Source organism: Anaerocolumna sp. AGMB13020 (assembly GCF_033100115.1).
GTDB lineage: Bacteria > Bacillota > Clostridia > Lachnospirales > Lachnospiraceae > Anaerocolumna.
The window spans coordinates 936680-961504 of the sequence record NZ_CP136910.1; the positions used below are offsets into that span (position 1 = coordinate 936680).

General features: G+C 38.9%; 23 protein-coding genes and 1 pseudogene. 7 read left to right on the forward strand and 17 right to left on the reverse strand.

Features of this window, described 5'->3' with window-relative positions; genetic code table 11:
• Positions 1-145 precede the first annotated feature (145 nt).
• The 11 genes from R2R35_RS03945 to R2R35_RS04000 form a co-directional block, all read right to left on the reverse strand.
• Positions 146-397, reverse strand: a complete 252-nt coding sequence (locus R2R35_RS03945) for a dihydroxyacetone kinase (protein ID WP_033165754.1) — start codon at positions 395-397, stop codon at positions 146-148.
• Positions 398-556, reverse strand: coding sequence for a hypothetical protein (locus R2R35_RS03950; RefSeq protein ID WP_317734867.1), 159 nt, complete (start codon positions 554-556; stop codon positions 398-400). It lies immediately after the preceding gene.
• A 193-nt stretch (positions 557-749) separates the two neighbouring features.
• On the reverse strand, positions 750-1097 hold the full coding sequence (locus R2R35_RS03960) for a hypothetical protein (RefSeq protein ID WP_317733196.1): 348 nt from the start codon (positions 1095-1097) through the stop codon (positions 750-752).
• Positions 1098-1137: 40 nt separating this feature from the next.
• Positions 1138-2112 carry an ABC transporter ATP-binding protein gene (locus tag R2R35_RS03965; RefSeq protein ID WP_317733197.1) on the reverse strand — a complete coding sequence of 325 codons (975 nt, stop codon included), beginning with the start codon at positions 2110-2112 and terminating at the stop codon, positions 1138-1140.
• Positions 2102-3148: an ABC transporter ATP-binding protein gene (locus tag R2R35_RS03970; RefSeq protein WP_317733198.1), complete on the reverse strand. Its 1047-nt coding sequence runs from the start codon at positions 3146-3148 to the stop codon at positions 2102-2104. The genes R2R35_RS03965 and R2R35_RS03970 overlap by 11 nt, the downstream gene beginning before the upstream one ends.
• Before the next feature lie 11 nt (positions 3149-3159).
• Positions 3160-4077 (reverse strand): ABC transporter permease, encoded by a 918-nt coding sequence (locus R2R35_RS03975; RefSeq protein ID WP_317733199.1) that lies wholly within the window; start codon positions 4075-4077, stop codon positions 3160-3162.
• Between the two features lie 63 nt (positions 4078-4140).
• Positions 4141-5097, reverse strand: coding sequence for an ABC transporter permease (locus R2R35_RS03980; protein ID WP_317733200.1), 957 nt, complete (start codon positions 5095-5097; stop codon positions 4141-4143).
• A gap of 89 nt (positions 5098-5186) precedes the next feature.
• Entirely contained in the window at positions 5187-6974 is a 1788-nt protein-coding gene (locus R2R35_RS03985) for a peptide ABC transporter substrate-binding protein (protein ID WP_317733201.1), read from the reverse strand.
• Positions 6975-7290: 316 nt separating this feature from the next.
• The gene (locus tag R2R35_RS03990) at positions 7291-9948 is read right to left on the reverse strand and encodes a translation factor GTPase family protein (protein WP_317733202.1); all 2658 of its coding nucleotides are present in this window, start codon (positions 9946-9948) and stop codon (positions 7291-7293) included.
• 411 nt (positions 9949-10359) lie between these two features.
• Positions 10360-11730: an immunoglobulin-like domain-containing protein gene (locus tag R2R35_RS03995; protein ID WP_317733203.1), complete on the reverse strand. Its 1371-nt coding sequence runs from the start codon at positions 11728-11730 to the stop codon at positions 10360-10362.
• Positions 11723-12211 carry an RNA polymerase sigma factor gene (locus tag R2R35_RS04000; protein WP_317733204.1) on the reverse strand — a complete coding sequence of 163 codons (489 nt, stop codon included), beginning with the start codon at positions 12209-12211 and terminating at the stop codon, positions 11723-11725. The genes R2R35_RS03995 and R2R35_RS04000 overlap by 8 nt, the downstream gene beginning before the upstream one ends.
• 394 nt (positions 12212-12605) lie before the next feature.
• Here R2R35_RS04000 and R2R35_RS04005 point away from each other — a divergent pair.
• The 7 genes and pseudogenes from R2R35_RS04005 to R2R35_RS04040 form a co-directional block, all read left to right on the forward strand.
• Positions 12606-12812: pseudogene (locus R2R35_RS04005) on the forward strand (TnpV protein); the annotation flags it as partial.
• Between the two features lie 187 nt (positions 12813-12999).
• A complete protein-coding gene (locus R2R35_RS04010; RefSeq protein ID WP_317733205.1) occupies positions 13000-13590 on the forward strand; it encodes a TetR/AcrR family transcriptional regulator in 591 nt (196 codons plus the stop codon).
• A gap of 91 nt (positions 13591-13681) precedes the next feature.
• Positions 13682-14527, forward strand: a complete 846-nt coding sequence (locus R2R35_RS04015) for an ABC transporter ATP-binding protein (RefSeq protein WP_317733206.1) — start codon at positions 13682-13684, stop codon at positions 14525-14527.
• The gene (locus tag R2R35_RS04020; RefSeq protein WP_317733207.1) at positions 14524-15207 is read left to right on the forward strand and encodes a fluoroquinolone export ABC transporter permease subunit; all 684 of its coding nucleotides are present in this window, start codon (positions 14524-14526) and stop codon (positions 15205-15207) included. The genes R2R35_RS04015 and R2R35_RS04020 overlap by 4 nt, the downstream gene beginning before the upstream one ends.
• On the forward strand, positions 15204-15917 hold the full coding sequence (locus R2R35_RS04025; protein ID WP_317733208.1) for an ABC transporter permease: 714 nt from the start codon (positions 15204-15206) through the stop codon (positions 15915-15917). Before R2R35_RS04020 ends, R2R35_RS04025 begins: the two co-directional genes overlap by 4 nt.
• 693 nt (positions 15918-16610) lie before the next feature.
• Positions 16611-17276, forward strand: coding sequence for an MBL fold metallo-hydrolase (locus R2R35_RS04035; protein ID WP_317733209.1), 666 nt, complete (start codon positions 16611-16613; stop codon positions 17274-17276).
• Positions 17277-17294: 18 nt separating this feature from the next.
• Positions 17295-18230 (forward strand): helix-turn-helix transcriptional regulator, encoded by a 936-nt coding sequence (locus R2R35_RS04040; protein ID WP_317733210.1) that lies wholly within the window; start codon positions 17295-17297, stop codon positions 18228-18230.
• Between the two features lie 28 nt (positions 18231-18258).
• Here R2R35_RS04040 and R2R35_RS04045 read toward each other — a convergent pair whose 3' ends face one another.
• From R2R35_RS04045 to R2R35_RS04070, 6 genes are all read right to left on the reverse strand, one after another.
• Positions 18259-19593: an AAA family ATPase gene (locus R2R35_RS04045; RefSeq protein WP_317733211.1), complete on the reverse strand. Its 1335-nt coding sequence runs from the start codon at positions 19591-19593 to the stop codon at positions 18259-18261.
• A 12-nt stretch (positions 19594-19605) separates the two neighbouring features.
• Complete coding sequence (locus tag R2R35_RS04050; protein ID WP_317733212.1) at positions 19606-20469, reverse strand: tetratricopeptide repeat protein; 864 nt, start codon at positions 20467-20469, stop codon at positions 19606-19608.
• Positions 20470-20522: 53 nt separating this feature from the next.
• Positions 20523-21152: a tetratricopeptide repeat protein gene (locus R2R35_RS04055; RefSeq protein WP_317733213.1), complete on the reverse strand. Its 630-nt coding sequence runs from the start codon at positions 21150-21152 to the stop codon at positions 20523-20525.
• Positions 21153-21439: 287 nt separating this feature from the next.
• Positions 21440-22519 (reverse strand): hypothetical protein, encoded by a 1080-nt coding sequence (locus R2R35_RS04060; protein ID WP_317733214.1) that lies wholly within the window; start codon positions 22517-22519, stop codon positions 21440-21442.
• A gap of 510 nt (positions 22520-23029) precedes the next feature.
• Positions 23030-24169: an alpha/beta hydrolase gene (locus tag R2R35_RS04065; protein WP_317733215.1), complete on the reverse strand. Its 1140-nt coding sequence runs from the start codon at positions 24167-24169 to the stop codon at positions 23030-23032.
• 15 nt (positions 24170-24184) lie between these two features.
• Complete coding sequence (locus R2R35_RS04070; RefSeq protein WP_317733216.1) at positions 24185-24802, reverse strand: TetR/AcrR family transcriptional regulator; 618 nt, start codon at positions 24800-24802, stop codon at positions 24185-24187.
• Positions 24803-24825 lie beyond the last annotated feature (23 nt).

Genomic DNA, 24825 nt, shown 5'->3' on the forward strand with positions numbered 1-24825 from the left:
TTTTTCTACTAAATTATAATAATATATTTTTTGTTGTTAGTCAACAAAAAATTCCAAAATGTGCACATTTTCTAAATTTTTCGATAAATACAAAAAATAGAACTGCAAATACTTAATAATCTAATTATTCTTATCCATTTCGTCCTTATCCGTGTAAACCGTCAGCCTGCCGCTTCATATTTTCAATTACTACATCATAGATTTCCCCTAATGAGGCACAATATTCAAGAACTTTCCATGGAGTATTGGTATGAAAATGTATTTTTATCATTTCCTCATCACCAACTGCCAGTAAGCAGTCTCCTTCAATGTTGGCAGTTATATATTCATTGATCTCGTCCTCTGATAAATTCTGTCCTTCTATTAATAACTGAGTATCATATATATATTCAATCATTTAACGACCTCCTTTTATTTCCAATAACAACGGTAGTACAGTCTGTAACAATTCTATCATTAGATAGGTTGAGTAGTCAAGTAATTCCATCTCTTCAAATACGACAAGGCCGCAGGATAAAACCAAGATTATCCCGCCTGTAATCGGATAATGCATCATTTTTTAATCCTTCGATTTCTTTTCCATTTACGATTATGGCCCCGGAATCCAGTGTATAACGGGTATTACAGACGGACGGCGACTTGCATAAGACAGAAAGGTTCATGCTTCAATTACAATATATATAAGCGCATTCATTCTGTCTTATGCAAATCGCCTGTTTATTGGTTGGAAGGAGGTATTCTCACAGTTATTAAAATATATAAAGCAGGCTGTCAATTCCCCCCGCAATAAGAAGTAGGGCAGAAGAAACAGTAAGGATGACACCAAGCAAATTAAAATGGTTAAAATGTGCCCGCCACTCCTTTTCATAATCCTTTGATATACCATTCTTTTTACTTATCAACATGGCAGCAGATATTATAAGTCCCAATGCACCTATGATACATAGAGCTCCTCTGACTGCTGTAAGGCTTGGTAATATTGATCCGCTGTTAACAATTAGTGCTACGATTCCAATCAGTACTATAATAATTCCGCTGGCTATAAGGCCTATGGCCACCGCTTTAAGAATATCCATTAAGTAATTCTTTAACTTCAAGGACTGGTTCCTCCCTTTTGACAGTTGACTGTCTGTAATACTAACTGTACTTATTATATAGATGACATGCCACATAATGATCGTCCCCAATGTTTTGCAGCTCAGGGGTTATTTCTCCGCAAGCAGTTGTTGCATATTTACATCTTCCTTTGAATCTACAGCCTGCCGGAGGATTTATGGGACTTGGTACATCTCCTAGTAATTTGATGATTGTACGAGTGCTTTCAATCTCCGGGTCTGGTATTGGAATAGCTGACAGCAGGGCCTGGGTATATGGATGCATAGGATTCCGGTACAGTTTTTCAGAGGTTGTTATCTCTACGATTTTGCCCAGATACATAACCGCTACTCTGTCTGAAATATGTTTGACCATGGAAAGATCATGGGCTACAAAGAGATAAGTCAGCTTCATTTCTTTTTGGAGTCTTACCAGTAAATTTACGATCTGCGCCTGTATGGAAACATCCAATGCAGAACTCGGTTCATCCAGCACCAGAAATTCCGGCTCTACAGCCAACGCTCTGGCTATACCGATTCGTTGTCTCTGGCCTCCTGAGAACTCATGTACAAATCTTCCGGCATGCTCTCTGTTCAGACCTACCAGGTTAAGATAATAATAGATTTTTTCATCTCTGTCTTTTTTACCCCCAGCCAGTTTATGGATATCGATTCCTTCTGCTACGATATCTGCAACCGTCATTCTGGGATCAAGGGAAGCATATGGATCCTGGAAAATCATCTGTACATTCTTCTTAAAATTCTGCTTTTCTTTTCCTTTTAACGCATGAACGTCCTCTCCCTTATAGTAAACATTTCCTGCTGTTTTATTATATAAGCCTATAGCAGTACGTCCACAGGTAGTCTTTCCGCAGCCGGATTCTCCTACCAGTCCTAAGGTTTCACCCTCCCGGATCTGGAAGCTGACATGATCCACTGCCTTTAGCAGGGAATCACTGTCCAGGCGGAAATACTTATCGAGATGTTTAACCTCTAATATTATTTTATCATCCTTCATGTGTAACCGCCTCCGTTTCTTCTTTTATTCCCTGTAGAAAAGGATTATCCGCTTTCGGTGCTTCGGGGTGATGGAGCCAGCAGGCGGCGGCATGACCTTCCTGAAAGCTTGTCATCTCCGGAATTTCCTCACAGCAGATTTCCATGCAATACTTACACCTGGAAGCAAAAGGGCAGCCTTTTGGCGGAGCAATCAAATCCGGAGGCACTCCGGGTATGGAGTCAAGCTCCTGTTTATTTTCAAGATCCAGCCTGGGGACTGCCTTTAATAAAGCCATGGTATATGGATGCTTCGAATGATAAAAGATGTCCTTGCTGTTCCCGTACTCTACTATTTTTCCGGAGTACATGACCATTATTCTTTTAGCCGTATTTGCTACCACGCCAAGATCGTGGGTAATCAGTATTACGGCTGTGTTTTTATCCTTCTGCAGCTGTTTTATCAGATCCATTATCTGTGCCTGAATTGTAACATCCAGGGCAGTTGTCGGTTCATCAGCAATCAGCAGCTTTGGATTACAGGCAAAGGCTATGGCTATCATTACCCTCTGACGCATACCGCCGGAAAATTCATGGGGATATTGTTTTACACGTTTTTCAGGGTTTGGTATTCCTACCAGGCGAAGCATATTTTCTGCTTCTCTAAGTGCATCCTTCTTCTTCAGCTGATGGTGCATAATCAGGTTTTCAGCTATCTGTTTTCCCACTGTCATTGTAGGATTAAGAGCAGTCAATGCGTCCTGAAAGATAATGGCACTCTCACCACCACGGTAAGCACTCAGCTCTTTCTTTGTAAACTTTAATACATCCCTGCCCTGATATAATATCTTACTGCCGGCTTTTATCTCCATATTCCCGGTACTGCTTAAGCCTAGTATGGTTCTTGCAGTAACAGATTTACCGCAGCCGGATTCTCCAACAATAGCAAGGGTTTCCCCTTCCAATAGGTCAAAAGAAATATCCCTTACAGCCTGTACTTCTCCCGCATAAGTATGATAAGAAACCTGCAGCTTCTCAACTTCTAATAATTTTCCCATAATGTCTCCTCCTACTTACGAAGCTTCGGGTCAAGAGCATCTCGTAAACCGTCACCAAAAAGATTAAAGGCTAACACAATCACACATAACACTGCTGCCGGGAAAAAGAGCTGGTTCGGATGAAAATCCATTGTTGTCTGTCCAAGGGATATCAAAATTCCAAGACTTGTGTTTGGCGCCTGCAGTCCCATCCCAAGAAAACTTAAACCAGCTTCCGTAAAGATATAATCCGGAATACTGGAGGCAAGGTTTAAGATCAACAACCCCAGCGTATTGGGCAGCAGGTGCTTTGTGATTATACGAAAAGGACTTGCTCCCAGGGTAATGGCTGCCATAATATATTCCGATTCCCTCAGCTGCATGATCTGCCCCCTGACCTGTCTTGCGGTTCCGCACCAGGAAGTTAAGCACATTGCCGTTAAAAGGGCAAATAAACTGTTACCCAATACCATCATTACCAGCATGGTAATCAAAAGGGAGGGCAAGGAGGTAATTACCTCAATAATACGCATCATGACATTGTCCGTCACTCCTCCAAAGTAAGCCATAATGCCACCATAGGTACAGCCAATGACTAATTGAATCAGAGTACACACAATAGCTACTATTAAGGAAGCTCTTGCTCCTAACCACACTCGGGAAAATAAATCTCTTCCTAAATTGTCCGTTCCAAACCAATAGGCGGAGGACGGAGCCAGATTCTTATTCTTTGCTACTATTGTAGTATAATCATAACCTCTTATATAGGGTCCAATGATAACCATAACCACAAAAAGTACCAATATTACCAGTGAAGCCAGGGCAATTGGATTTTTACGCAGCCGCCGCCAGGCATCCTGCCAGTATGTTATAGTCGGACGTAGGATAAGGTCACTGCCAAATCTGTCTTTTTCTATTCTCTTAAAACTGTTTTGCGATATAACTGCCATTTAAAACCTCCATGATGCCAATAGAATGGCATCGCAAAATATGTTGGATAATCTCTTTAAGCACTATCTCTCTCCGCCCAGTATACGTATTCTGGGATCTACTACTGTATAGAGGATGTCTGTAAAGTATATTACAATAATATACATGGCAGCCAGGATTACTGTTTGCCCCATTACCACCGTTACATCCCTGCCGGAGACTGCATTTACATAATATAGCCCCAAGCCTGGTATAGAAAATATCTTTTCAATAAAAAATGAACCGGTAATGCACATGGCAATAGACATGGGAAGAAAAGTAATAACCGGAAGAAAGGAATTTCTTAAAACATGCCGTCTGATTATCTGCCACTTGCTTAAGCCTTTGGACTCTGCTGTCAGGATATAGTCCTGACTCATTACCTCCAGCATGGAGGTCTTTAGAAGCCTTGTATAAACAGCAATGTAAGCAAAGCTTCCAGTAACAGTAGGGAGTACCGTATACTGCCAGCCGCCAAACCACTGTTCCCCGCCTTTTGGCCAGCCTATTACAGGAAACCACCCAAGGTTGCCTGCAAACACCTTTTGAAGCAGCAAGCCCAATATCAGATGGGGAACGGATATAAGCAGGATGGACAAAGTGACTACTGTATAATCGATCCAGGTTCCTTTCTTTACTGCTGCTATTATACCAAGTATAAGACCAAGTCCAACTCCCAGTACCAGTTGCCCGAAACCAAGCCTTGCAGAGGCCGGAAGTTTGGCTTTGATTATAGAAGGTACCGTTTCACCTGGAAATATAACAGATTCACCGAAATCACCTGCCACCATCCCCTTCATGGTTATTACATAACGTTCCAGCAATGGTTTATCCAGTCCATATTTCTTGTATAGATTTACTTTTATCTGTTCGGGAAGTCTCTCTGCCCTCTCAGTCAATGCATCTCCCGGTAGTGCTGCCAGCAGGAAAAAGGTCGCCGTAGCAATGATAAACAGGGTAAATAACATTGTAAAGAATCGTTTAATACTATATTTTAACACTTCATTCACCTTTCCTGTTATAATCTCCAGAAGCAAAAGGGGCTGTGTTACCAGCCCCAGAAGGTTTGCCTGCCGTAGTGGCCATTGTACTAGTTATCGCGTCCTGCTATATAAGCTCTGCTGAACTCATAATTCGTACCAAACAAGGGGGTACTTAGATTCTTAACATAGGACTGAATGAAAATCTGTTTGTTTGTATAGTAGAGAGGCAGCACACCAGCATTATCAGCAACCAGGTTCTTCTCCAGTTCGGCATAGATTTGGGTGCGTTGATCTGCATCACTTTCAATTGCCAGACTTTCGAAGATCTTGTCATAATCATCATTATGGTAGCCACCGAAGTATTTTGCATAACCGCTGCCGGTTATCCATAGATCAATAAAGGTCATAGGGTCGTTATAATCACCATTCCAGCCATTTGCCAGTAAATCATAATTATTACCGTCACGTTCCGTTACGAAAGTACTTCTGTCAGCTAAAACATTAATATCAATTTTTATTCCCAGTTTTTCTTCCCATTTCTGTTTGTAATATTCCTGGGTGGATTTCTCCTGTACAGTTGCACCCGTAGTGATAAAGGTTAAGGTTATCTGGCTTAAATCTGTACTTTTGCCTTCTTCTGCAAGGCCTTCCTTAAACAAGGTCTGAAGTTTTTCTGCATCATTATTATATTCTTCGGTAAGTGCTTTTAAAGGTTCCTCCACTACACTGCGGAATTCCGTCTCTCCAACCTGGAGGCTGAAAGGAAGGATTCCGTAAGCTGGAACATTGATTCCGTTAAAGATTAACTCGTTGTATTCTTCTCTGTCAATTGCAAGAGATAAAGCCAGACGTATCTTTGCATTGTTCATCAGACCGGATTTACCGCCGGTATGCTGATTGAAGCCAATAAAGCTTACACTGGGATAGGTTGCTGATACATATGTTAACTGACCTGCATCTGCCAACTGTTTCCACTTATCCACATAATCCGCGGAAGCTTCCGCTACATCCAACTGTTTGGATTCCAGTAATAAGGACTGAGTTGCAGGCTCTTCTGCAGCTGTAAATACCACCTTTTGCAGTTTTACATTTTCGGCATCCCAGTAATCAGGGTTTTTCACTAATACCATGCTGTTTTCCTTTACCCACTCACTGATGGTAAAAGGACCGCTGTAAACCTGTTCATCTATGCTGGTTGCATAAGTTTCACTGCCCTTATCGATTACATCCAGTCTAACTGGATAAAAGCATACGTTTGAGAGCTTTTTAACGAAATAAGGAGTAGGAGAAGTTAAGGTAATCTCAAGAGTTTTATCATCCAGCGCTTTTACACCAACCTCTTCTGCTTTTGCTTCTCCGTTAAAAAATTTCTCAGCATTTAATATATCATATGCCATAAAGGAATAAGCAAATGCTTTTTCAGGGTCTAATAATCTGTGAATGGAATCCACATACTGGTCTGCTGTAACCGCAACGCCATCAGACCATTTATAATCACGTAATTTAAAAGTATATACTAATCCATCCTCGGACACTTCATAGGACTCCGCTCCGGCATTTGATATTACATCGTTGCCGTTTTCATCCGTAAAGGTTCTGAACAGTCCTTCCTGTACCTGGGAGAGAATCTGAAATTCTGAAGAATTACGAACATCACTTACATCAAGGGTAAGGGGTTCATCAAATTTCAGGTTCAGGGTCTGATCTGCATCTAAGGTATCCTCTGCTGACGCATTTCCTGTGCTGGACTCTTTATTAACGTCTACCTTTTCACCAACAGTTTCTGTATTTCCGGAAGTATTGGCTGTATTTTTTGAACTGCAGCCGTAAAGGGCACCCGCTACAATTACTAAAGTAAGCAGTACAGCAAGTAATTTAGATCTTCTTTTTAACATAGATTTTATCCTCCTCTTTTATTCATATTAATTCGTGTATGTAATATAATATTCACGCCGTTTTATATCATTCATACTATTCATACTTATTTAATATGAATTTAACATTGGTTATTCTAGCACCATGTATTTCTTTTGTCAATGCACAAAAAACCCTTTGTATTAAGGATAAAATCAGTAAATATTGCACAGCTTTTTTTACATATACATGTATTATACATGTATCCCACTGAAATTTTACAAACAAATCGGATAATTCATGTGGAATGAAAACAAAAAAGGTGCCCTCACCTCTATGAAAGGACACCTCTGGTTATTATTTATTTTCATTTTCGGATAGTAAATCTTCCATCCGCTTTCTCATCTCAGGTGAAAGGCTATCTAACAGATAACTACGTCCTTTTTGCTGCATCTCTTCATAAGCTACCATCAGCCTTTCATTTGCTCTTACAATTTCTTCTCTTAGCTCTCTTGCGGACAGTAAATCACTGCCGGCACCTCGTATAATAATCTGCTGAAGGCCATCGGAGGTTGCTACGGTTATGCGATATTTGCTTCTGTTGTCATGTGCAAATTTTTCAATATACTGGTCGGCGGTCTGTGCTTCTCTTGTATACACCATATGAATATTATGATAATTTATGATTTCTTCTTTATGACCTGATAACCGGTAGGCATCGAATACAACAATAATTTGACATTTACGTATCCCCTGATAATTGCTCAAGGCCTCCAGCAGTTTAATTCTGGCAGCATCCATATTATCCTCAGCCAGTTCAGCAAGCTCTGTCCATGCATAAATAACATTATAGCCGTCTACCAGCAGATATTCTTCTTTTTTTTCCTTCTGCGTGTTATTGCTGACTGCCGGAGAAGAAGCATAATAGCTTTCTCTTGCGGATTTACGTTTCTTCCATACCGTCTTATTTCCCTGGTTGGCATAGAAAGTGGAATTAATTATTTTATCAATCTCTTCAAGGCTTATAAAATCCTTATCTGCCACTTCATCCTGATTACGGATGCTTCCTTCCTGCAAGGTACTTTTCTTCTGTAAATATCCCTCCAGATGCATATAATCTTTGACTTTGTCCCAGTTTACCAAAAATCCGGCTCCATGGGAGCAGAATACGGAACCCGTGGGATTGTAAAGATCCCTTTCGGAATCATATCCTATATTTTCAATAACTTCTTCCTGGTTATGGCATCTCTCATAACCTTTCAGACTGCAGAACAATCTGCCAAGTCCTTTGGTATATGCATTTACTTCTCTCTGGTAATTACGCATGGTGACTACAGGCGCACTTCCATTTATTACTGTCATGTCTCCATTGGTTTCGGTTATTTCACAGGTTCCGTGCATCTTTTCGATATCATTCATGGCCCTACCTACCATCTTTTCTGGAAGCTCCAGCTGGAAGGCGTAGTAAGGCTCTAATAATATGGAATCTGCTTCTTTTAAACCCTGCCTTACTGCACGGTAGGTGGCCTCTCTAAAATCTCCGCCCTCCGTATGTTTATTATGTGCTCGTCCGGACACAAGGGTAATCTTTAGGTCTGTGATAGCCGAACCGGTAAGGACCCCCGGATGAATTCTTTCCTCCAGATGTGTCATTACAAGCCTCTGCCAGCTCTTTCCCAGTATATCTTCGCTGCAATTTACAGCAAACAGAAGTCCACTACCCGGTTCGCCAGGTTCCAACAGCAGATGAACCTCTGCATAATGCCTCAGGGGTTCAAAATGTCCTACTCCCTCTACTGTATCTGCAATGGTCTCCTTATATACAATTCTGCCTGCATCAAAGGTTACTGAAACACCAAAACGGCTCTCTATAAGGCTCTGCAGGATTTCAATCTGTACCTCTCCCATAATTTGCGCCTGGATTTCCTGCAAAGTTTCATCCCAAAGAATATGCAATTCCGGCTCTTCTTCTTCCAACTGGCGCAGCTTTGGTATCATCATTCTGGGATCACAGCCTTCCGGCAGAATAATCTGATAAGATAATACCGGCTCTAAAACCGGCGTATCAGAGGCTTCTTCTATACCAAGTCCTTCCCCTGGTCTGGTCTGTGTCAACCCCAGAACCGCACAGATACTGCCCGCTTCTATTTCGTTAACTGCTTCATATTTTAATCCGGAATACAGACGAATCTGATTTACCTTCTCCATCCAGCTGCTGCCAGAAAGCATATCTCTGATTTTTAGCCTGCCTCCGGTAATTTTAAGAAAGGTAAGTCTGTTTCCCTGTTCGTCTCGGCTTATTTTGTATATTTTGGCACCGAATTCTGACCGGTAGGAGGGTATAAGAGAATATGCCTTAATTCCCTCCATAAACTGCTCTACTCCTTCTAATTTCAGAGCTGAGCCAAAGAAACAGGGAAATACCTTACGCTTTTGTATTGCTTCCTTTATCAGGGTATTACAGATACCACCGGATTCCAGAAAGGCTTCCAGCATGCTCTCCTGGCACATCGCCAGCTGGTCATAGAATTCTTCTGTCCCCGCCTGTCCAAAATCAATACAGCCATACTCCAGCTCATTTTTAAGTTCCTCTAACAGCTTGATTCTGTCTGTTCCCGCCTGATCCATCTTATTAATAAAGATAAAGACAGGTATCTGATACATTTGAAGAAGCCTCCATAATGTTTTCGTATGCCCCTGGATGCCATCCGCACCGCTGACAACAAGAATTGCATAATCCAATACCTGCAGCGTTCTCTCCATTTCAGCAGAAAAATCCACATGTCCCGGCGTATCAAGAAGAGTTATCTGAATATCCTCAATGTCCAACAGGGCTTGTTTTGAGAAAATTGTAATACCTCTTGCTCTTTCAAGCTCATTGGTGTCAAGATATGCATCTTTATTGTCCACCCTTCCCAGTTTTCCAATTTTGCCGCTTAGATAGAGCATCCCTTCTGATAAGGTGGTCTTTCCCGCGTCTACGTGTGCCAGAATTCCTATTACAAGTTTTTTCATCTATATCAAATCCTTCATTTATTGTCAGTCGTATATTTCTGTATCACAGTTATTTTATCCATAATTGCCTTTTTGTTTTCCTACTCTCGAGGTTAAACCATTGCTTATAGCAGGGCTGAAAATTTTACCTGCCATTGATAATTCAATTAATTAACACAGCATATGAAAAAACTATTCGAAAATAAAGCCATATCTTTTAATACTATACCTTTTATGATACCAATAAAATCGGTTTCTGACAATTAATCATGAAATATTTTATTTTTTTAAGGTAAAAACACAAAAAACAATTTACCGGCTTTCTTGTCACATTCGCACCTGAGGTGTTCTGAGACTTTTAAGCCGGCAAATTGCCTGGTTGTATCATTCTTTGATTTTTATTTCTTATTACTCACAAAATAATTGACAAAATTATTTCAATTCAAATTCTGCATAAAAAGTCTGACCGTTTATATTCTTTACAAGACGGTAGTTTCCTGCATCAAGCGCTGGGTTTAACAGACTTAAATCCACAGTAAATTCTTCTTCTGCTCCCGGAGCCGCTGAATAGGCAATCTCAATAAAAGCAAGCTCACTCACCGCAGGTACTGTTTCCCAATTGCCTTCGTTTAATTTCTCAATGCTGAAATCTGCTCCGTAAAAGATATCTTCACTGCCGTTATTTTTAATAACCGCTTTAAGCTCTTTGCTGCCAACAGGCAAAGCAGTGTCTGCTAAGGTAAAGTCTGCCAAATTACTTACTTCAGTATCTTCATTTGCAGCAGTGTCTTTTGCAGGTTCCGATACGGGCATGGTATCCCAGAAGGCTTGGAAAGCTTTATCATCTACTTTAAAGAATCCAATCTGAGAATCATAAACATATCCACCTTTAACTAGTCGCAAGGAGGTTATTAGTTTATCATTGGTTTTGATATCAATAAATTTCTGACTGTCATAATCCGTATTTTCTAACAGCATATCAGCATCATTTCCAATAGGAACTGAGGCGTTCAAGCTTTCTAAGAAAGCGTTCAGAGCATCGGTATCTGCTGCCTGCTGTACTTCATTGAGACCGTTATTCCAGCTGTTATAGCTCTGCCATTGGTACGCAGCGACATTTTCCTGTAAGTTTAACAAGGTAAAATAATCCGCACCGCTGTTTATGGTCATTCCACCGAAACTATCGTAGAGTTCGCAACCGAAATTACCATCCTGATATTCATAGTAAACCATTAGTCTGTGGTTGCTGTCATATCCTTTAACCGTATATACCTCTCCTTCTCCAATAGTGGAAGCAAATTCTGTTGCATACTCCTCCTGGGTACTCCATTCATCGATACTGCCTTTGGTTTTACCAAGAAAATCGCCTCTTAAAGCCAATACATCCTCTTTGTTTAAAGTACCATCTGTGGTTTCAAAGGAGGTTGCACTTTGTATATAAATATGGCCTTTGTACACAAAGAGGGGTAGCATTCTTGCTGTAACTCCGGAATTATCTGACGTAGGGATTTCCACTGCAGGAACTGTAATTCCCTGGGCCTCTTTTGTTCCTGTATTAAGGGTACTTTCAACCTTTAGATTATTTTCTTTCTCTGTACTTTTGCTGCCTGGCAGATTCAAAGCTGCGGCACTAACAGCAACCAGTATAACCAATCCTGCTGCGGATACTGCAAGCCTTTTAAAAACAACAGTATTTTTAGCCTGTCCTTTATTTGGATTCTTTATTTTCATAGCAGTTTTCTCCTTAAAGTCTTCTGATATTTTAAGTTGATTCATAGCTTTTATATAATCTTCTTTATTCATATTCAAAACCTCCGATTAATTCCGATTTCAATAAGTTACGCCCTCTTGCCAGCCAGGTTCCAATGGTTGCCGGCTTTTTATGAAGGATATCCGCTATTTCATTTATGGAATAATCTTCGTAATAATATAAATGAATAACGGTTCGGTATTTGGGGGGCAAATTCAGCACAGTAATAAGAACTTCGCTTTGTTCTTCCTGCATATAACTGATATCTTCTTCCAGGGGAACCTTGAGTTTGTTCCAGGAGGATTTTAAGTAATTCTTACTTTTATTTATGGTAACTCTTATAAGCCAGGCTTTCTCATGCTCTTCATTGTCGAAGCCGCTTCCTTTCTTAAGAAGGCTTACAAAGACATCCTGTGCTATGTCTTCTGCATCTGCCGTGTTTTTTACATAGGTAAAGGCAAGCTTGATTAGCATTTTTGAATATTTATCTAAAACATGCTGTATAAATTCATCGGTACCAAATGAATTATCCATCGCTTCAACTCCTTTCACTTATAATACAAATGAGTACAAGAAAATTTTTCATAATATCAAAAATATTTTTATTTTTATAATCCCACATCACAGCTCCCATTTTAGAATGAATCTGTTTGCAGGTGTATTACTGCCAAAGGTCAAGACGTGGAAATGTATTTCATGAATTCACACTACTCTTTCATCAGTATTCATCAGTAATAAAATGATATAATAAGTAAGTCTTTATCACATCCAGCTAATCTATACTATTTTACCTCTGCAATGAACTGCTACACTTAATGGTGAAGATTTCAGTTGCCAAAAAAAACGAACAGGGACACGATACAACTGGACATTCTGCAAAGGGCTTGCAAAGTAGCCTAAAATCAGAAAACAAAGGAGTTGTAGCGTATTGAAATTAGTGTATCTGAAAAATGGCGATTACCTCATCCCGAATTTGACATTGAGCGAACAACCACAACAGCCCCTTGGCAAGTATGGGAGAATGAGAAAAACCTACTTACAGGAACACCGCCCTGCTTTGTATAGCCACTTGCTATTGTCTGAAAAGCTCTATCCTCACCTACTGGAAGTAGACCGAGCCGTCAATGAGCGATTAGTTAACCAAAAGTAATCCAGCTATATCGAAAGTGGCAAGCAGGGCAAAGTATATGGGAATTTCCCCTGCTTGCCACTTTTTTCGCAAACAAAGAGCCATATCCTTTCCTTGCGATGGTATTGACTTTTCTATCTGTATGATTTATACTGACTATATAAACACAATTGGTCAAAAGGAGGTGATCCAAATGCCAAAAAGCTATTCTGAACAGGAAAAAGAGCATATCAAGAAACGACTAAAAGAGGAAGCCGCAAAATGTCTTGCTCAATTCGGTATTCGTAAAACAACCGTAGATGAGATTGTAAAGCGAGTTAAAATACCTAAGGGAACTTTTTATCTATTTTATAAATCAAAAGAGCTGTTGTTATTTGATGTAATTTTAGAACAACATGATGCCATTGAACAACAAATGATGATTGCCTTTTCGGATTTTGACCTTTCCTCTGGCTCTACAGAACAGTTAGCAAATGTCCTTTTTGAAGTTTTTAAAATAATGGAGCAAAATCCTATCTTAAAAATATTAAACTCAGATGAAATAGAAGTGTTGGCGAGGAAGTTGCCCGGTGATATATTAGCTAATCATTTGGAACATGACCAGTCTATGGTCGAGGAGATATTTTCACGGCTCCCAGTAAAACCGCAAATTGACATCAATAGTTGTACTGCCGCTTTTAGAGCAATATATTTTGCTACATTGCACAGAGAGGGAATCGGAGAGCAACACTATGATTTATCCCTGCGCTTGTTAATACAAGGCTTATTGATTCAAATGTTTTAACTTAGTCCGACACTATTATGTCGGACTAAAAACAACAATTTATTTGACCGATAATTCATATATGGTCAAATAGTTATTCTTGGAGGTAGAAATGATTAAAGTAACAAATTTAAACTTTAGCTATACACAAACCCCGTTTATAGAAAACGTAAATTTTAATGTTTCAAAAGGAGAAATTTTTGGTTTTCTCGGACCTTCCGGTGCAGGGAAAAGCACCTTGCAAAAAATCCTTACAGGACTTCTTACAGGGTATAAAGGCACTGCCACCGTAGGTGGTGTTGAGGTAAGTCATCACACCAACACTTTTTATGAAAACATTGGTGTGGATTTTGAATTTCCTTCACTTTATGAAAAGTTGACTGCACGACAAAATTTAGAGTTTTTTGGTTCTCTCTATTCTCGTGAGCTACGTTCTATTGAAGAACTATTTGAAATGGTAAACCTCACAAATGATGGGGACAAAAAAGTGGATGATTATTCCAAAGGTATGAAATCAAGGTTGAATTTCATTAAGGCACTCTTGCATAACCCCGAAATCATATTTCTTGATGAACCAACCAGTGGGCTTGACCCCTCAAATAGTTATGATATGAAAAAAATAATCAAAGCAGAACGAGCAAAGGGAAAGGCGATTATTTTAACCACTCATAATATGCAAGATGCAGCCGAGTTGTGCGACAGAGTGGCTTTTATTGTTGATGGTAAAATGAAAGCTCTTGATACACCGCACAATCTCATTATGTCAAAGGGAGCAAATAAACTGCAATACTCTTACTTTGAAAACGGCGAGCAATTAGGCGAGTGTTTGATGTCTGCTTCAGGTGAGGATAAATTACTTCAAAGATTGGTTTCAGAAAATAAACTACTTTCCATACACAGTAGTGAGCCTACCCTTAACGACATATTCCGTGAGGTAACAGGGAGGGTTTTAGAATGAGATTAAAAGGACTATTGCTTGGTGATATGCGGTTTCAAGTGAAATATGGTTTCTATTTTCTTTATACAATAATCACTATTGTTTACATTGCCATACTTGCATTCATACCAATCAAGATAAAATTAAAAGTGTCATCTATCCTTATTTTTACAGACCCTGCGACAATGGGATTATTCTTTATGGGGGCGATTGTACTTCTTGAGAAAAGTCAAAGGGTACTATCCTCCCTTGCAGTATCGCCCATAAAAGTATGGGAATATATTTTTTCAAAGGTTGTGTCCCTTGGTTTGATTTCAACCCTTGTCGGTGTCATTCTTGGCATTTCGAGTGGAATGCCTCATATATTATTGACTGCCATCGGGACATTTTTTGGTGCTGTGCTTTTTTCATTGCTTGGTATTATCGTTGCGACGAAGGTAAACAGCTTAAATCAATTCCTAATTTTCACAGTACCGCTAATGCTTTTTCTAATGCTACCACCATTACCAGAACTTTTCGGATATACTTCTCCTCTATTTATATTTCATGCCGGAAATATTGTGCTAAATCTCATTTATGGTGTTACAGAAAACCCACTTGTCATGCTCCTTGTTTTTATAACTTGGCTTATTGCACTTTACTACTTGGCGGTTAAGTCTACCCAAAAAATGTTAAACAGCTTAGGAGGTGTTACGCTGTGAAACCAATGATTGTTTCGTTTAAGCAGTTTATTTTGCAAATATGGAGCGATAGTATGCTTGCGGTTATTTGCATATTGCCTGCTATTATAGGAATTTTCTTTAAGTTTGGAATACCGATTGCAGAAATATTCTTATGTGAATACTTTGATAAACTCGCAATTCTCTCTCCATATTATTTGTTGTTTGATATATGCCTTGCTGTAATAACCCCATATATGTTCTGCTTTTCATCAGCAATGGTAATATTAGAGGAAAAAGATACAAATATTACAAATTACATATCCGTAACTCCTATTGGCAAATCCGGGTATTTACTATCAAGGCTTGCATTTCCAACAATCATTTCTATTGTGGTTTCGGTAATTATGCTACTCTTATTTTCACTTACCGAAACGAGTGTATTGGTGGCAGCAGTGCTATCCATTTCAACAGCACCAATCGGAATTATTATTGCCTTGATGATAGTTTCACTGTCATCAAATAAGGTTGAGGGGATAGCCATTGCAAAGCTTGGTGGGATAATCATGTTCGGTGTAGCCATACCATTTTTCATAACAGATGTAAAACAATACTTAGGGGCATTTCTACCGTCCTTTTGGATTGGAAAGTTCATGCTTGACTTTGGGGCTTTCAACTTAATTATAGCCGTTGTGGTAGCAGCCATATGGATTTGTCTTTTATCCAAAAGATTTAATCAGAAAATCAACTAGATTTGTCATTATTGGGAGGGAGTAAATCTCATGGTTGTCGGCTCTTTGCCGTATCACAATCTACCTGTGATACCTTAGTTTCATATTGCCAAAACTCACAACAGAATAGGTATGCCTATGCTCGATTGAGATTTTATGAATTTCAGTCGGGCTTTTTTGTGTTTATAGACCCTCGCTGCCGTTCCCCACCGCTGCCGTTCAGACCCCAAAAATCTGAATGGAGGAACGGTTATGGAAATCACCATACAAATCAATGGACAAGCTGTGTCCGTCGAGGTCAGTTATGAAGTCTATGAATGTCTATGTGAAAGTGACCGCAAGACTGAAAACCTATTCCACCATAAGCGACGGCACTGGGATACAAGGGAGGTTGACGAGTACATCATTGCCACCGAGTGCAGTCACATATAAATTCCCACTCCGAGGAAATCTTATGCCATAGAGAAACCACGTGCTTAAAACGTCTTAAAATATGAAATGTATTGACATCATTATACTTATACAATATAAATTAAGAAACAAAATTGTCCACCGCGTGAGAAGACTGACAGGTTTATGTCAGTCTTCTTTCTTTATAATGAGTTATACAAAGAAGGCACTGACATGGATTTTATCCTCGTTGGCATGCAATGATGCTATATATATTTGTGAAGAGCAAGAAAACTAAAAAAGAAAATTAACAGGAGAAAAACTATGCAAATAAGAACAATAAACAGTAGAGGAACCCTATTCACCTTCCAAACTACTGACTGGGACTTAAATATTTACATCATTAAGGGAAGACGCTATAATTACATTATAGATACTGGATTAGGCAATGATTGCATGAAAGCAATTACGGATTATCTGAAGCCTGGTGACAAAAAAACCATTATAATAAATACACATTATCACTGGGACCACATTTGGGGGAATACTGCCATAAAGGATAGTTTACTGATATCACATACGTTATGCTATGACTTGATAATAGCTAATTGGGAGGGTATGCTTGAGAAAAACAGGGCTTATGTTTTTGGTGAAGTTACCATGAGGCTTCCTGAGCTGGTATTTGAGAAGGAACTATATTTTCCTGAAGATAGAATCAAATTATTTCATACGCCCGGTCATACCACAGATTCTATCAGTATTTTAGACGAAGAAGACCAGGTATTGATTATCGGAGATAATATAGGAGACAATATGGAAGAGATTTTTCCAAACCTTGAATGTGGCACAGAAGTATATTATGATACCCTTAAAAGCTATCTTACCTTGGACTATAACACCTGTATAGCAGGACATAACACCATATTGACCAAAGAGAACCTGGAAACCATTATAAACAGGATGCTTACCGATTCTTCGCATCCATCTTAAGCAAAGAGGTCACAGCACTTGAAAAAGATAGAAAGAATGAATGCCCTCGTATATCTGCTGCATGAACACGGTAAATTAACAGCCAAAGATATTGCCAGGCGTTTAGAAGTAAGTGAACGTACAATTTATAGAGATATTGATGCCCTGAGTCAGACTAATGTACCGATAATAACTTTTGAAGGACAGCACGGCGGTTATGAAATTGACTCATCCTATTTCATACCTTCCATCAGACTTTCTGAACAGGAATTACTATATTTTTTCCTCTTATTAAAACTTGGCAAGGAAATGAAAGTTCCTGAGCTCTATAAAGATTATGATTTATTAAGCATGAAACTGCTGAATGCTGTTCCAATGATTAACAGACCCAAAATCAAGAGATTCTTAGATAAATTTAAGGTCAGCATTAACCGTATCAATCCGGATAGTTATGTGGAAAATATCCTGGATTCCGTTATTCAAAGCCTGGAAGAGAATAAGCAAATAAAAATTAGCTATTACACTCCTCTTAAAGATACCGTCACTGACAGAATCATCTCACCCAGCCGTTTTATCTTTGATGAAGGGGGCTGGTACATAACCGGTTACTGTCATCTGAGAGAGGCAAAAAGAACCTTTCGTTTAGATAGAATACGAAGGGTCGAACTCCTTGAAAATACCTGCAGTTTTCCTGCTGATTGGGAATCAGGTGAGAATTTAAAAACTCCTGCCAGGAACTATCAGTTGCAGATTAGCCGAAGTTTCTTTGAGGTTATTAAGCATAATGATTACATGGCGAACCGGCAAATTCTTAAGGAAGGTGAAATATTACTGGTGAATGTCTGTACGGAATACGAAGATTCCCTTCTGGAACTTGCATTAAAAAATCCCACAAATGTTCATATTGTCGGGCCTGAAAGCTTTTATGAACAAATAAAGGAGACAGTGGATAAATTGGGAGAGCTTTACAATTAAGCTTAACACAATCTAAAAAACCGATATCTTACAGATATCGGCTTTTTTTCGAAAGATATTTCTCCACTTCATCATATAATCCGGTTTGGTTGGAGTACTTTACAAAATTACGAATGGTTTTAAGCCATTCGATGGTAGATGGTCTGGTGGAAGCCACAGCTTTTAATAAATCTTTTGTATCGATAGGTCTTTCAATCCCTGTTTTCAGTATCTCTGCAAGGACATTTTCCGTGGCAGTTTCAACAACGTTTTCCAGATCAGCACCTGAATACAGCTCTGTTTTCTCAGCGATGGAATCGTAATCTATCTTCTTTTCCTGCGGCCTGTCAGACATTTTCAGTTCCAGAATTGCAATCCTCGCTTTTTTATCCGGTGGTGGAACAAATATTACCTTATCAAATCTTCCCGGACGCTTAAACGCAGGATCCACATCCCACGGCATATTGGTCGCTCCAATAATCAACATATCCTGGGTGTCTGAATCAATACCTTCAATCTCTGTCAGCAGCTGATCTATTATCGGGCGCATATGCTCTGAGGCTAGTTTCGACCGATTAAATCCAATGGTATCTATTTCGTCAAAGAACAGAACACAAGGTCTCATTGTACGTGCTTTTGCAAATATATCTTTTACATTCTGGGAACTGACCCCCAGATAAGGATCCAGGATATCTGTAATGTGAACAGCCAGAAAGCCGGCCTGGCATTCACCTGCCGTTGCTTTGGCAATATAAGTCTTTCCGCAGCCCGGTGGTCCAAACAGAAGGATTCCTCCGCCGCTTTTTTTCTTGTATCTGCTGAACAACCCCTGGCTGCTAAAAGGTTTGATGATCTTCATCCGTATAATGTCTTTTAGCTCATCATAACCACCCACTTTATCAAAGGTGACTGGACTCCTCTTTTCTGAAACAAAGCTTGATCCTTTGTTGCTTTTACCGCCTTCAACCACACTTAGTCTTATAATATTATCATCCCGGACATCGAAATTATCCTCCTGTTCTTCATCCCAATCCTCGAATTCCTCAGAGAAATCAGCTGAATTATCTTCGTATTCCTCTTTGTCAGCGAACTCTTTTTCTGCTTCTCCCTTTTCATTTCTTTCTTCCAAGGCAGGGGAGACAGTCTTATTTTCATCCCTGGAACGATCTATACTTAAAATATCCTTCTTATCTGTAAGTCTTGCAAGCTGTTCAAATATTTGCGTTTTAAACTCCTGACCACAATAATTTAATGCCTGAGAAAATGCATATAATGCGTCACTCTCATTTCCTGTTTCCACATACTCAACCCCTAACAGATACCAGGCAAGTCCATTTTCCGGATTATTTGCAAGCATGTCTCTCATAATCTCAATTTTTTCCATAGTAACTCTCCATTATAGTAATGCAATTAATAGAACTGCAATTATTACCAGCAATAATACAGGTAGCGCAACAAATATCCGGGTATCCTTTGTTAATCCGGAGTATTTGAATATGATCCATTTTGCTTTCATCGTTACTTTCATTATGGCAAACTGCTTTGCGAGTCTTCGTTTTATTTTCCTCTTCCAATAATAGATAAACCTTGGTTTCCGATTGATCGTATCAAGCATTTTCAGGATAAATTTATTGGTGGGATCCAACTGAAAGGCCTGTCTGAAGTTCTCTTCTGCCGCTTTATAATCATGTTTTTGATATTCCAGTAAGCCTGCCTTCAAAAATCGGTCGCTTTCATCGGTAGAAAGAGCAAAATAATCTTCAATCACTTTTGATTTTATTCCATAGCTATCGTCCATATCCAGATAGTAATAAAACTTATACTGAAGCGCACTCAGATTAACAGCATCAATTTCCAGCGCGTGGTTTATCAGTTGCAGCGCGTCCCTGCTGTTACCGTTACACAGCTTCAGATATCCATAAAATGCGAAGTACTCTGGATTCTGCGGAGCTAACTCCAAGGCAGCCTTAAGAAGTCTTTCTGATTCCTCATACTCATCCTTCTGCAGTAAAATCATACTAAGCAGAAAATAGCCTTCTGCTCTGTCAAAGCCATTGTCAACAGCGGATTTACAGCAATCAATTGCATTATTATATTCTTCTGTTTTATAGAGGCAAAAGGCAAACAGATACAGAAGATAGGCATCGGTTGTCCGTTCCTGTATCGCCGCAGACAATCTTTCTATGGCCAGATTATACCGCCCCATCTCCATGTAATTCCTGATTATCAGTATCTCTTTCTCATAATTTACTAAATCCATACGAAATCTTCCTATTTACCTGCTGCCTCATAAGAAGCATTACTTTTATGTGTTTATGATACCAGTTTATTTGCTTTTTTTATATAACGGCCTGCAGGATACAGCTTCAGATATTGCTCTACTGCGCTTCTGCTTCCCTTCTTCTTATACAGAACTTCACATACTTCCCATATATTGTCCTCTGTCATCTCATTGTCTTCGCCATTGTTTTTCGATTCAATATAATTATCTAATGCTGCTTCATAATTTCCCATGAAAAACTCTGCTACACCAATCTGCCCAACACATTTTCCTTTGCTTTGAGGATACTTAAGAACAATATTTTCATAAGCCCGTTTGCTTCCTTCATAATCTTGATTCAGCATTAATCCTGCTGCTGCATTTATTTCAACAGATACGTCATCTTGTTTGAAATCCTTAAGCATTTCTTCTCTGATTTTCTTAGCCTGTTCAAAATCTGCTTTTCCTTCACCGCTAATATAGGTGTTTACTCCCTTTTCATCTACTGAGAGATTCTTTTTCTCCTCTTCCTTCTCATCATCCGAGCTGCCAAGAATATATAACCCTGCTAAAATAAAAACCACCAAGCTGACAATTCCAATTACCACATTTCCTTTGTAAAAGGAATAGGCTGCAAATCCACCAATAACCAATAAAATCAGTGCTGACACCATTCTTTTCATTTCGTCTTAATCCTCCGTATAATCGTTAATTTATTAACACCATAATATAGTAATTCTCATTATAGTCTTTTTTTCGTCAATTACAAGATGGAATATTCTATAAAGCAACAGAATTTTCTACAATACAGCATATATATGATACCCTTTCATTTAATCATCAACCTTTAACTTATTTCAGGAATAACTTCGCAACCTTTTCTGCACAGTTTTGTTCTTCCTATACAAATTGCCGGAGTTGCAGTTACATGAATATACTATCTTTCATGGTATACAATCCGGCAATACATTTATTTCTCATTTAACTTCATTTCATACATAAACTGCAATTTACGGTAATAATCCATTTCAATTAAATCCGTAGGTTTTACTTCTCCATCCTTTTTATCAAAGTAGGCGATTCCTCCGTAGGTGAGCATCTTCTGAACAAACTGAGAGCAGAACATAATATTGGGTTTATGGGAATACTTCAGTACAAGACCCATCAGATTATAGGCACTGCCGTCTTCATTGATTTCCTTGACTTTATTCAGTATCTTTAACTTCTGCTCTGTAGTACAGGCAAGCTTATATACCATGATGGAGGCATCTTCTTTCTTATTAAAGAAGTCCAGCATTTCATAATTCAAACCCGGCGGATAGACCCGTTCTCCTCCATTATAGCTTATAATCGTTTTCAGTTCAGGGTCAAAGGACAGAGACGCATGGTTATACTGCTTCTGTGTGAAGGTTGATATGATTTCACTGGCCGGACTGCCGGTATTGGATAGAATAATATAAATATTTTCATCCAAAAGCCACTTCTCCGCTTCCGTAAAATACTCCTGTGTAAGCACTCCCTGATTGATATATTCAAAGGAATTGTGGCGATATAGATCATCTTTTAGTTCCAAAAGATTTTCAACTGCAAAAGCTTGTCCTGCTTTTTCAAGTATTTCCATGGTTGATACAATCTTATCACGCCCAGCCTTGATATCGGTAAAGCTGATACTTGCCACATCACTGGCAGTAGGCAGATAAAAGCTGGTATACTTATTGATAGTGACAAACCGCTCCACCAGAAAAGGAAACCAGACTACTGCTGCACCGAAAACCCTTCCTATGAACTGATGTACCTCTGTCTGCCCTGGTTGAAAGGATACCAGTGAAATATAGGTTATCTGAAAAGCCATAATCAAGAGATAAATAAAGGTCAGATAGACTTTCGCTCTGCTTTCCGAAGGAACGATCAAAGTACGGACAATCATTAGGAAACATACAAATATATATGTAAAAACTGCAAAAACGAAGCTTCCTCCTATTATTATGTTTACAAGTAATAGTATAATAATAATCTTAAGTGGGGTTGAATATCTTTTTAAATCGTTCATAGCTGACTCCTGTAAATATTGTATCTTATCTAATCTTACCGTACCAGGATAACTGCTTCCACATTTGATAAAATGCTTGTGTTTTACTGCTATTTCATTCTATTTTCATATTCAGCATAAACCTTCGGGTGACTGATACCATTTAGGAATGTATAAAATTTCCGGTAAATTAGACTCCTATATACTTATATCACATGAACGTAATTTATGGAATGACTAAATCAATATTTTAAGAAAATTAATAAAATCTGGCTGCTGCATACCGAATTAATTTTAGAGAAAACCTGCTACAATTACCCACGGAAAATATGGTCCTTCGCATTTTTCTACCTTCTTATTCTTTCTGCAACAGCCATTAACTTTACATTTATCAAAATACTTGTATTATATGACTTCTATTATTTTATCTGAACGCCATAACATGGCTAATACGTAATTACCCTATCGTATTACATATCAAATTCTCTAGCTGGGGAATTCGTACTTTCATTTATCTCAATATTAAAATATTCAAAGCTTTGAAGCAACCCAGGCAAGAATATAATCCAAAACCAACTGGACATTACCAACTTGACAGTGATGTGACGCATTTTCTTCTTTCTTGAATACTCGTCCGCTTACAGATCTTGCGTTTGTCAGAGCCCTCCTTTGCTTTTCAAAATAAACGGTATAGATGTCCTCCTCACCTGCCAGAATTAACACATCTTGCCGAATCAATGGCGAGAGAGTGATGGTGTTGTAATTCATGATACATTTGTAATAATCATATAGCGTTGTTATATTACCAAAAACATAGCGGCCTTGTTGAAACAGCCAAAGTGAAAATGGATTAGCTTTCATTAATTCCTCTATACTCTTCCATTTTGGACTATCCGGATCTTTTATGATACTGTTTATTAATTTCTTAAGATCCTCCGGCACTTTATCTAATAACGCTCCGTAAAAATCATAAATTAAATCATATAATACAACCCTCTTGATACGTTCCTCATAAGCCGCCGCACGCGCCGCCAGATATCCTCCTAAAGATATGCCGATTAAAGTAACCTCATCTAATTGAAAATAATCCAAAATTATTTTCGTGCATATTTCCCATTCCGGCTTCATCTTCATCTCACATCTGTTTAAAACCTCTCCTTGCCCAAATCCCTCAAACATGTATACATTGTATCCGCAGGAATATATGTACTTCATTAACGGTATAAATTCCTGAAGAAAGGAATCATATCCTCCATGTATGACAATATCACCTTTGCTTCCTTCTGCATGGCACTTGTATATGACGGGGAAATAACCGGCCTCAAAAGGAACACGGACATATGTCAGCCTGGCATCCTTATAAGCTTCCTGGTATTCGTTCATACATCGCTCATAGAGCGGTTGCAGTTGAGTGTTCGCCTCCGTCTCATCGTCAAACATAAAAAACATGGCCGCACGTAAACATGTGGCTGAGGCGACCAAGTCTCCATTCTTGTGAAACGACTCGGCCCTGCCAAGAAACGATTTGGACCAGCTTGCAAAATCTGTTGTCTCCCTGCCTATTTCAGCAACCGTATCATAGCTCAGGCAACCGAATGAATAAAATCTGTTCAGTTGAAAATTAAATACCGTATCCTTATGGAAATCATGATAGCCTACTGGAAAATTCATTGTGATACCTCCTATCTATTGATTTATTTCCAAAAAAACACCATCCAGTGATAAACCCATCTCTGTATCCAGTATCTTTGAAAGAAGTGCTTTAATATGGTTGATTTTTTCATCCATTGACTTTACTTCTACATCGTGTATAATCCCACTCATTCCAAAAAGGATAAATTGACTTAGTAAATGAACATTGGGGACTGGCGCATTCATCGTATCCTTCTCTAAACCTTCCAGAAGTATTTTTTCAAACAAAGGAGCCATTTTTAGCAATGCTCTGGAAAGTAACACTGTCATAATTTGAGGATTTACCTTCTCCGTATACATCTGCTTATATTCGGATATAGAACCTGGCAGACAGGTAAATATTTGATTAAGCTTCTCTTTAAAATTCAGACCGGCAGAGTCGACAATTTCTTTGAAATTTGCAAAATATTTCTCATTGTAACTTTCTAATGCTGCTTCGTATATCTCATTCTTGGATTTGAAGTAGTGATAGAACATGCCAATCTCCCCCTCCGCTTCTTTCAAAATTGAACGGATGGAGGTTTCTTCATAACCATTTTCCAAAAATTGCTTCAAAGCGATTTCTATAAGTTCCTGCCGCCTTACCTCCGGAGCTTTTACAATTCGGGACATATAATTCTCCTTTCGTGTTTACA

Coding starts and splice junctions, on each gene's coding strand:
- R2R35_RS04010 (WP_317733205.1), top strand. CDS start 13,000: ATGCCAAAAAGCTATTCTGAACAGGAAAAAGAGCATATCAAGAAACGA.
- R2R35_RS04045 (WP_317733211.1), bottom strand. CDS start 19,593: ATGGAAAAAATTGAGATTATGAGAGACATGCTTGCAAATAATCCGGAA.
- R2R35_RS03950 (WP_317734867.1), bottom strand. CDS start 556: ATGATGCATTATCCGATTACAGGCGGGATAATCTTGGTTTTATCCTGC.
- R2R35_RS03985 (WP_317733201.1), bottom strand. CDS start 6,974: ATGTTAAAAAGAAGATCTAAATTACTTGCTGTACTGCTTACTTTAGTA.
- R2R35_RS04070 (WP_317733216.1), bottom strand. CDS start 24,802: ATGTCCCGAATTGTAAAAGCTCCGGAGGTAAGGCGGCAGGAACTTATA.
- R2R35_RS03945 (WP_033165754.1), bottom strand. CDS start 397: ATGATTGAATATATATATGATACTCAGTTATTAATAGAAGGACAGAAT.
- R2R35_RS04000 (WP_317733204.1), bottom strand. CDS start 12,211: ATGGATAATTCATTTGGTACCGATGAATTTATACAGCATGTTTTAGAT.
- R2R35_RS03990 (WP_317733202.1), bottom strand. CDS start 9,948: ATGAAAAAACTTGTAATAGGAATTCTGGCACACGTAGACGCGGGAAAG.
- R2R35_RS04050 (WP_317733212.1), bottom strand. CDS start 20,469: ATGGATTTAGTAAATTATGAGAAAGAGATACTGATAATCAGGAATTAC.
- R2R35_RS04020 (WP_317733207.1), top strand. CDS start 14,524: ATGAGATTAAAAGGACTATTGCTTGGTGATATGCGGTTTCAAGTGAAA.
- R2R35_RS03965 (WP_317733197.1), bottom strand. CDS start 2,112: ATGAAGGATGATAAAATAATATTAGAGGTTAAACATCTCGATAAGTAT.
- R2R35_RS03975 (WP_317733199.1), bottom strand. CDS start 4,077: ATGGCAGTTATATCGCAAAACAGTTTTAAGAGAATAGAAAAAGACAGA.
- R2R35_RS04055 (WP_317733213.1), bottom strand. CDS start 21,152: ATGAAAAGAATGGTGTCAGCACTGATTTTATTGGTTATTGGTGGATTT.
- R2R35_RS04060 (WP_317733214.1), bottom strand. CDS start 22,519: ATGAACGATTTAAAAAGATATTCAACCCCACTTAAGATTATTATTATA.
- R2R35_RS03970 (WP_317733198.1), bottom strand. CDS start 3,148: ATGGGAAAATTATTAGAAGTTGAGAAGCTGCAGGTTTCTTATCATACT.
- R2R35_RS04035 (WP_317733209.1), top strand. CDS start 16,611: ATGCAAATAAGAACAATAAACAGTAGAGGAACCCTATTCACCTTCCAA.
- R2R35_RS04015 (WP_317733206.1), top strand. CDS start 13,682: ATGATTAAAGTAACAAATTTAAACTTTAGCTATACACAAACCCCGTTT.
- R2R35_RS04065 (WP_317733215.1), bottom strand. CDS start 24,169: ATGAATTTTCCAGTAGGCTATCATGATTTCCATAAGGATACGGTATTT.
- R2R35_RS03995 (WP_317733203.1), bottom strand. CDS start 11,730: ATGAATAAAGAAGATTATATAAAAGCTATGAATCAACTTAAAATATCA.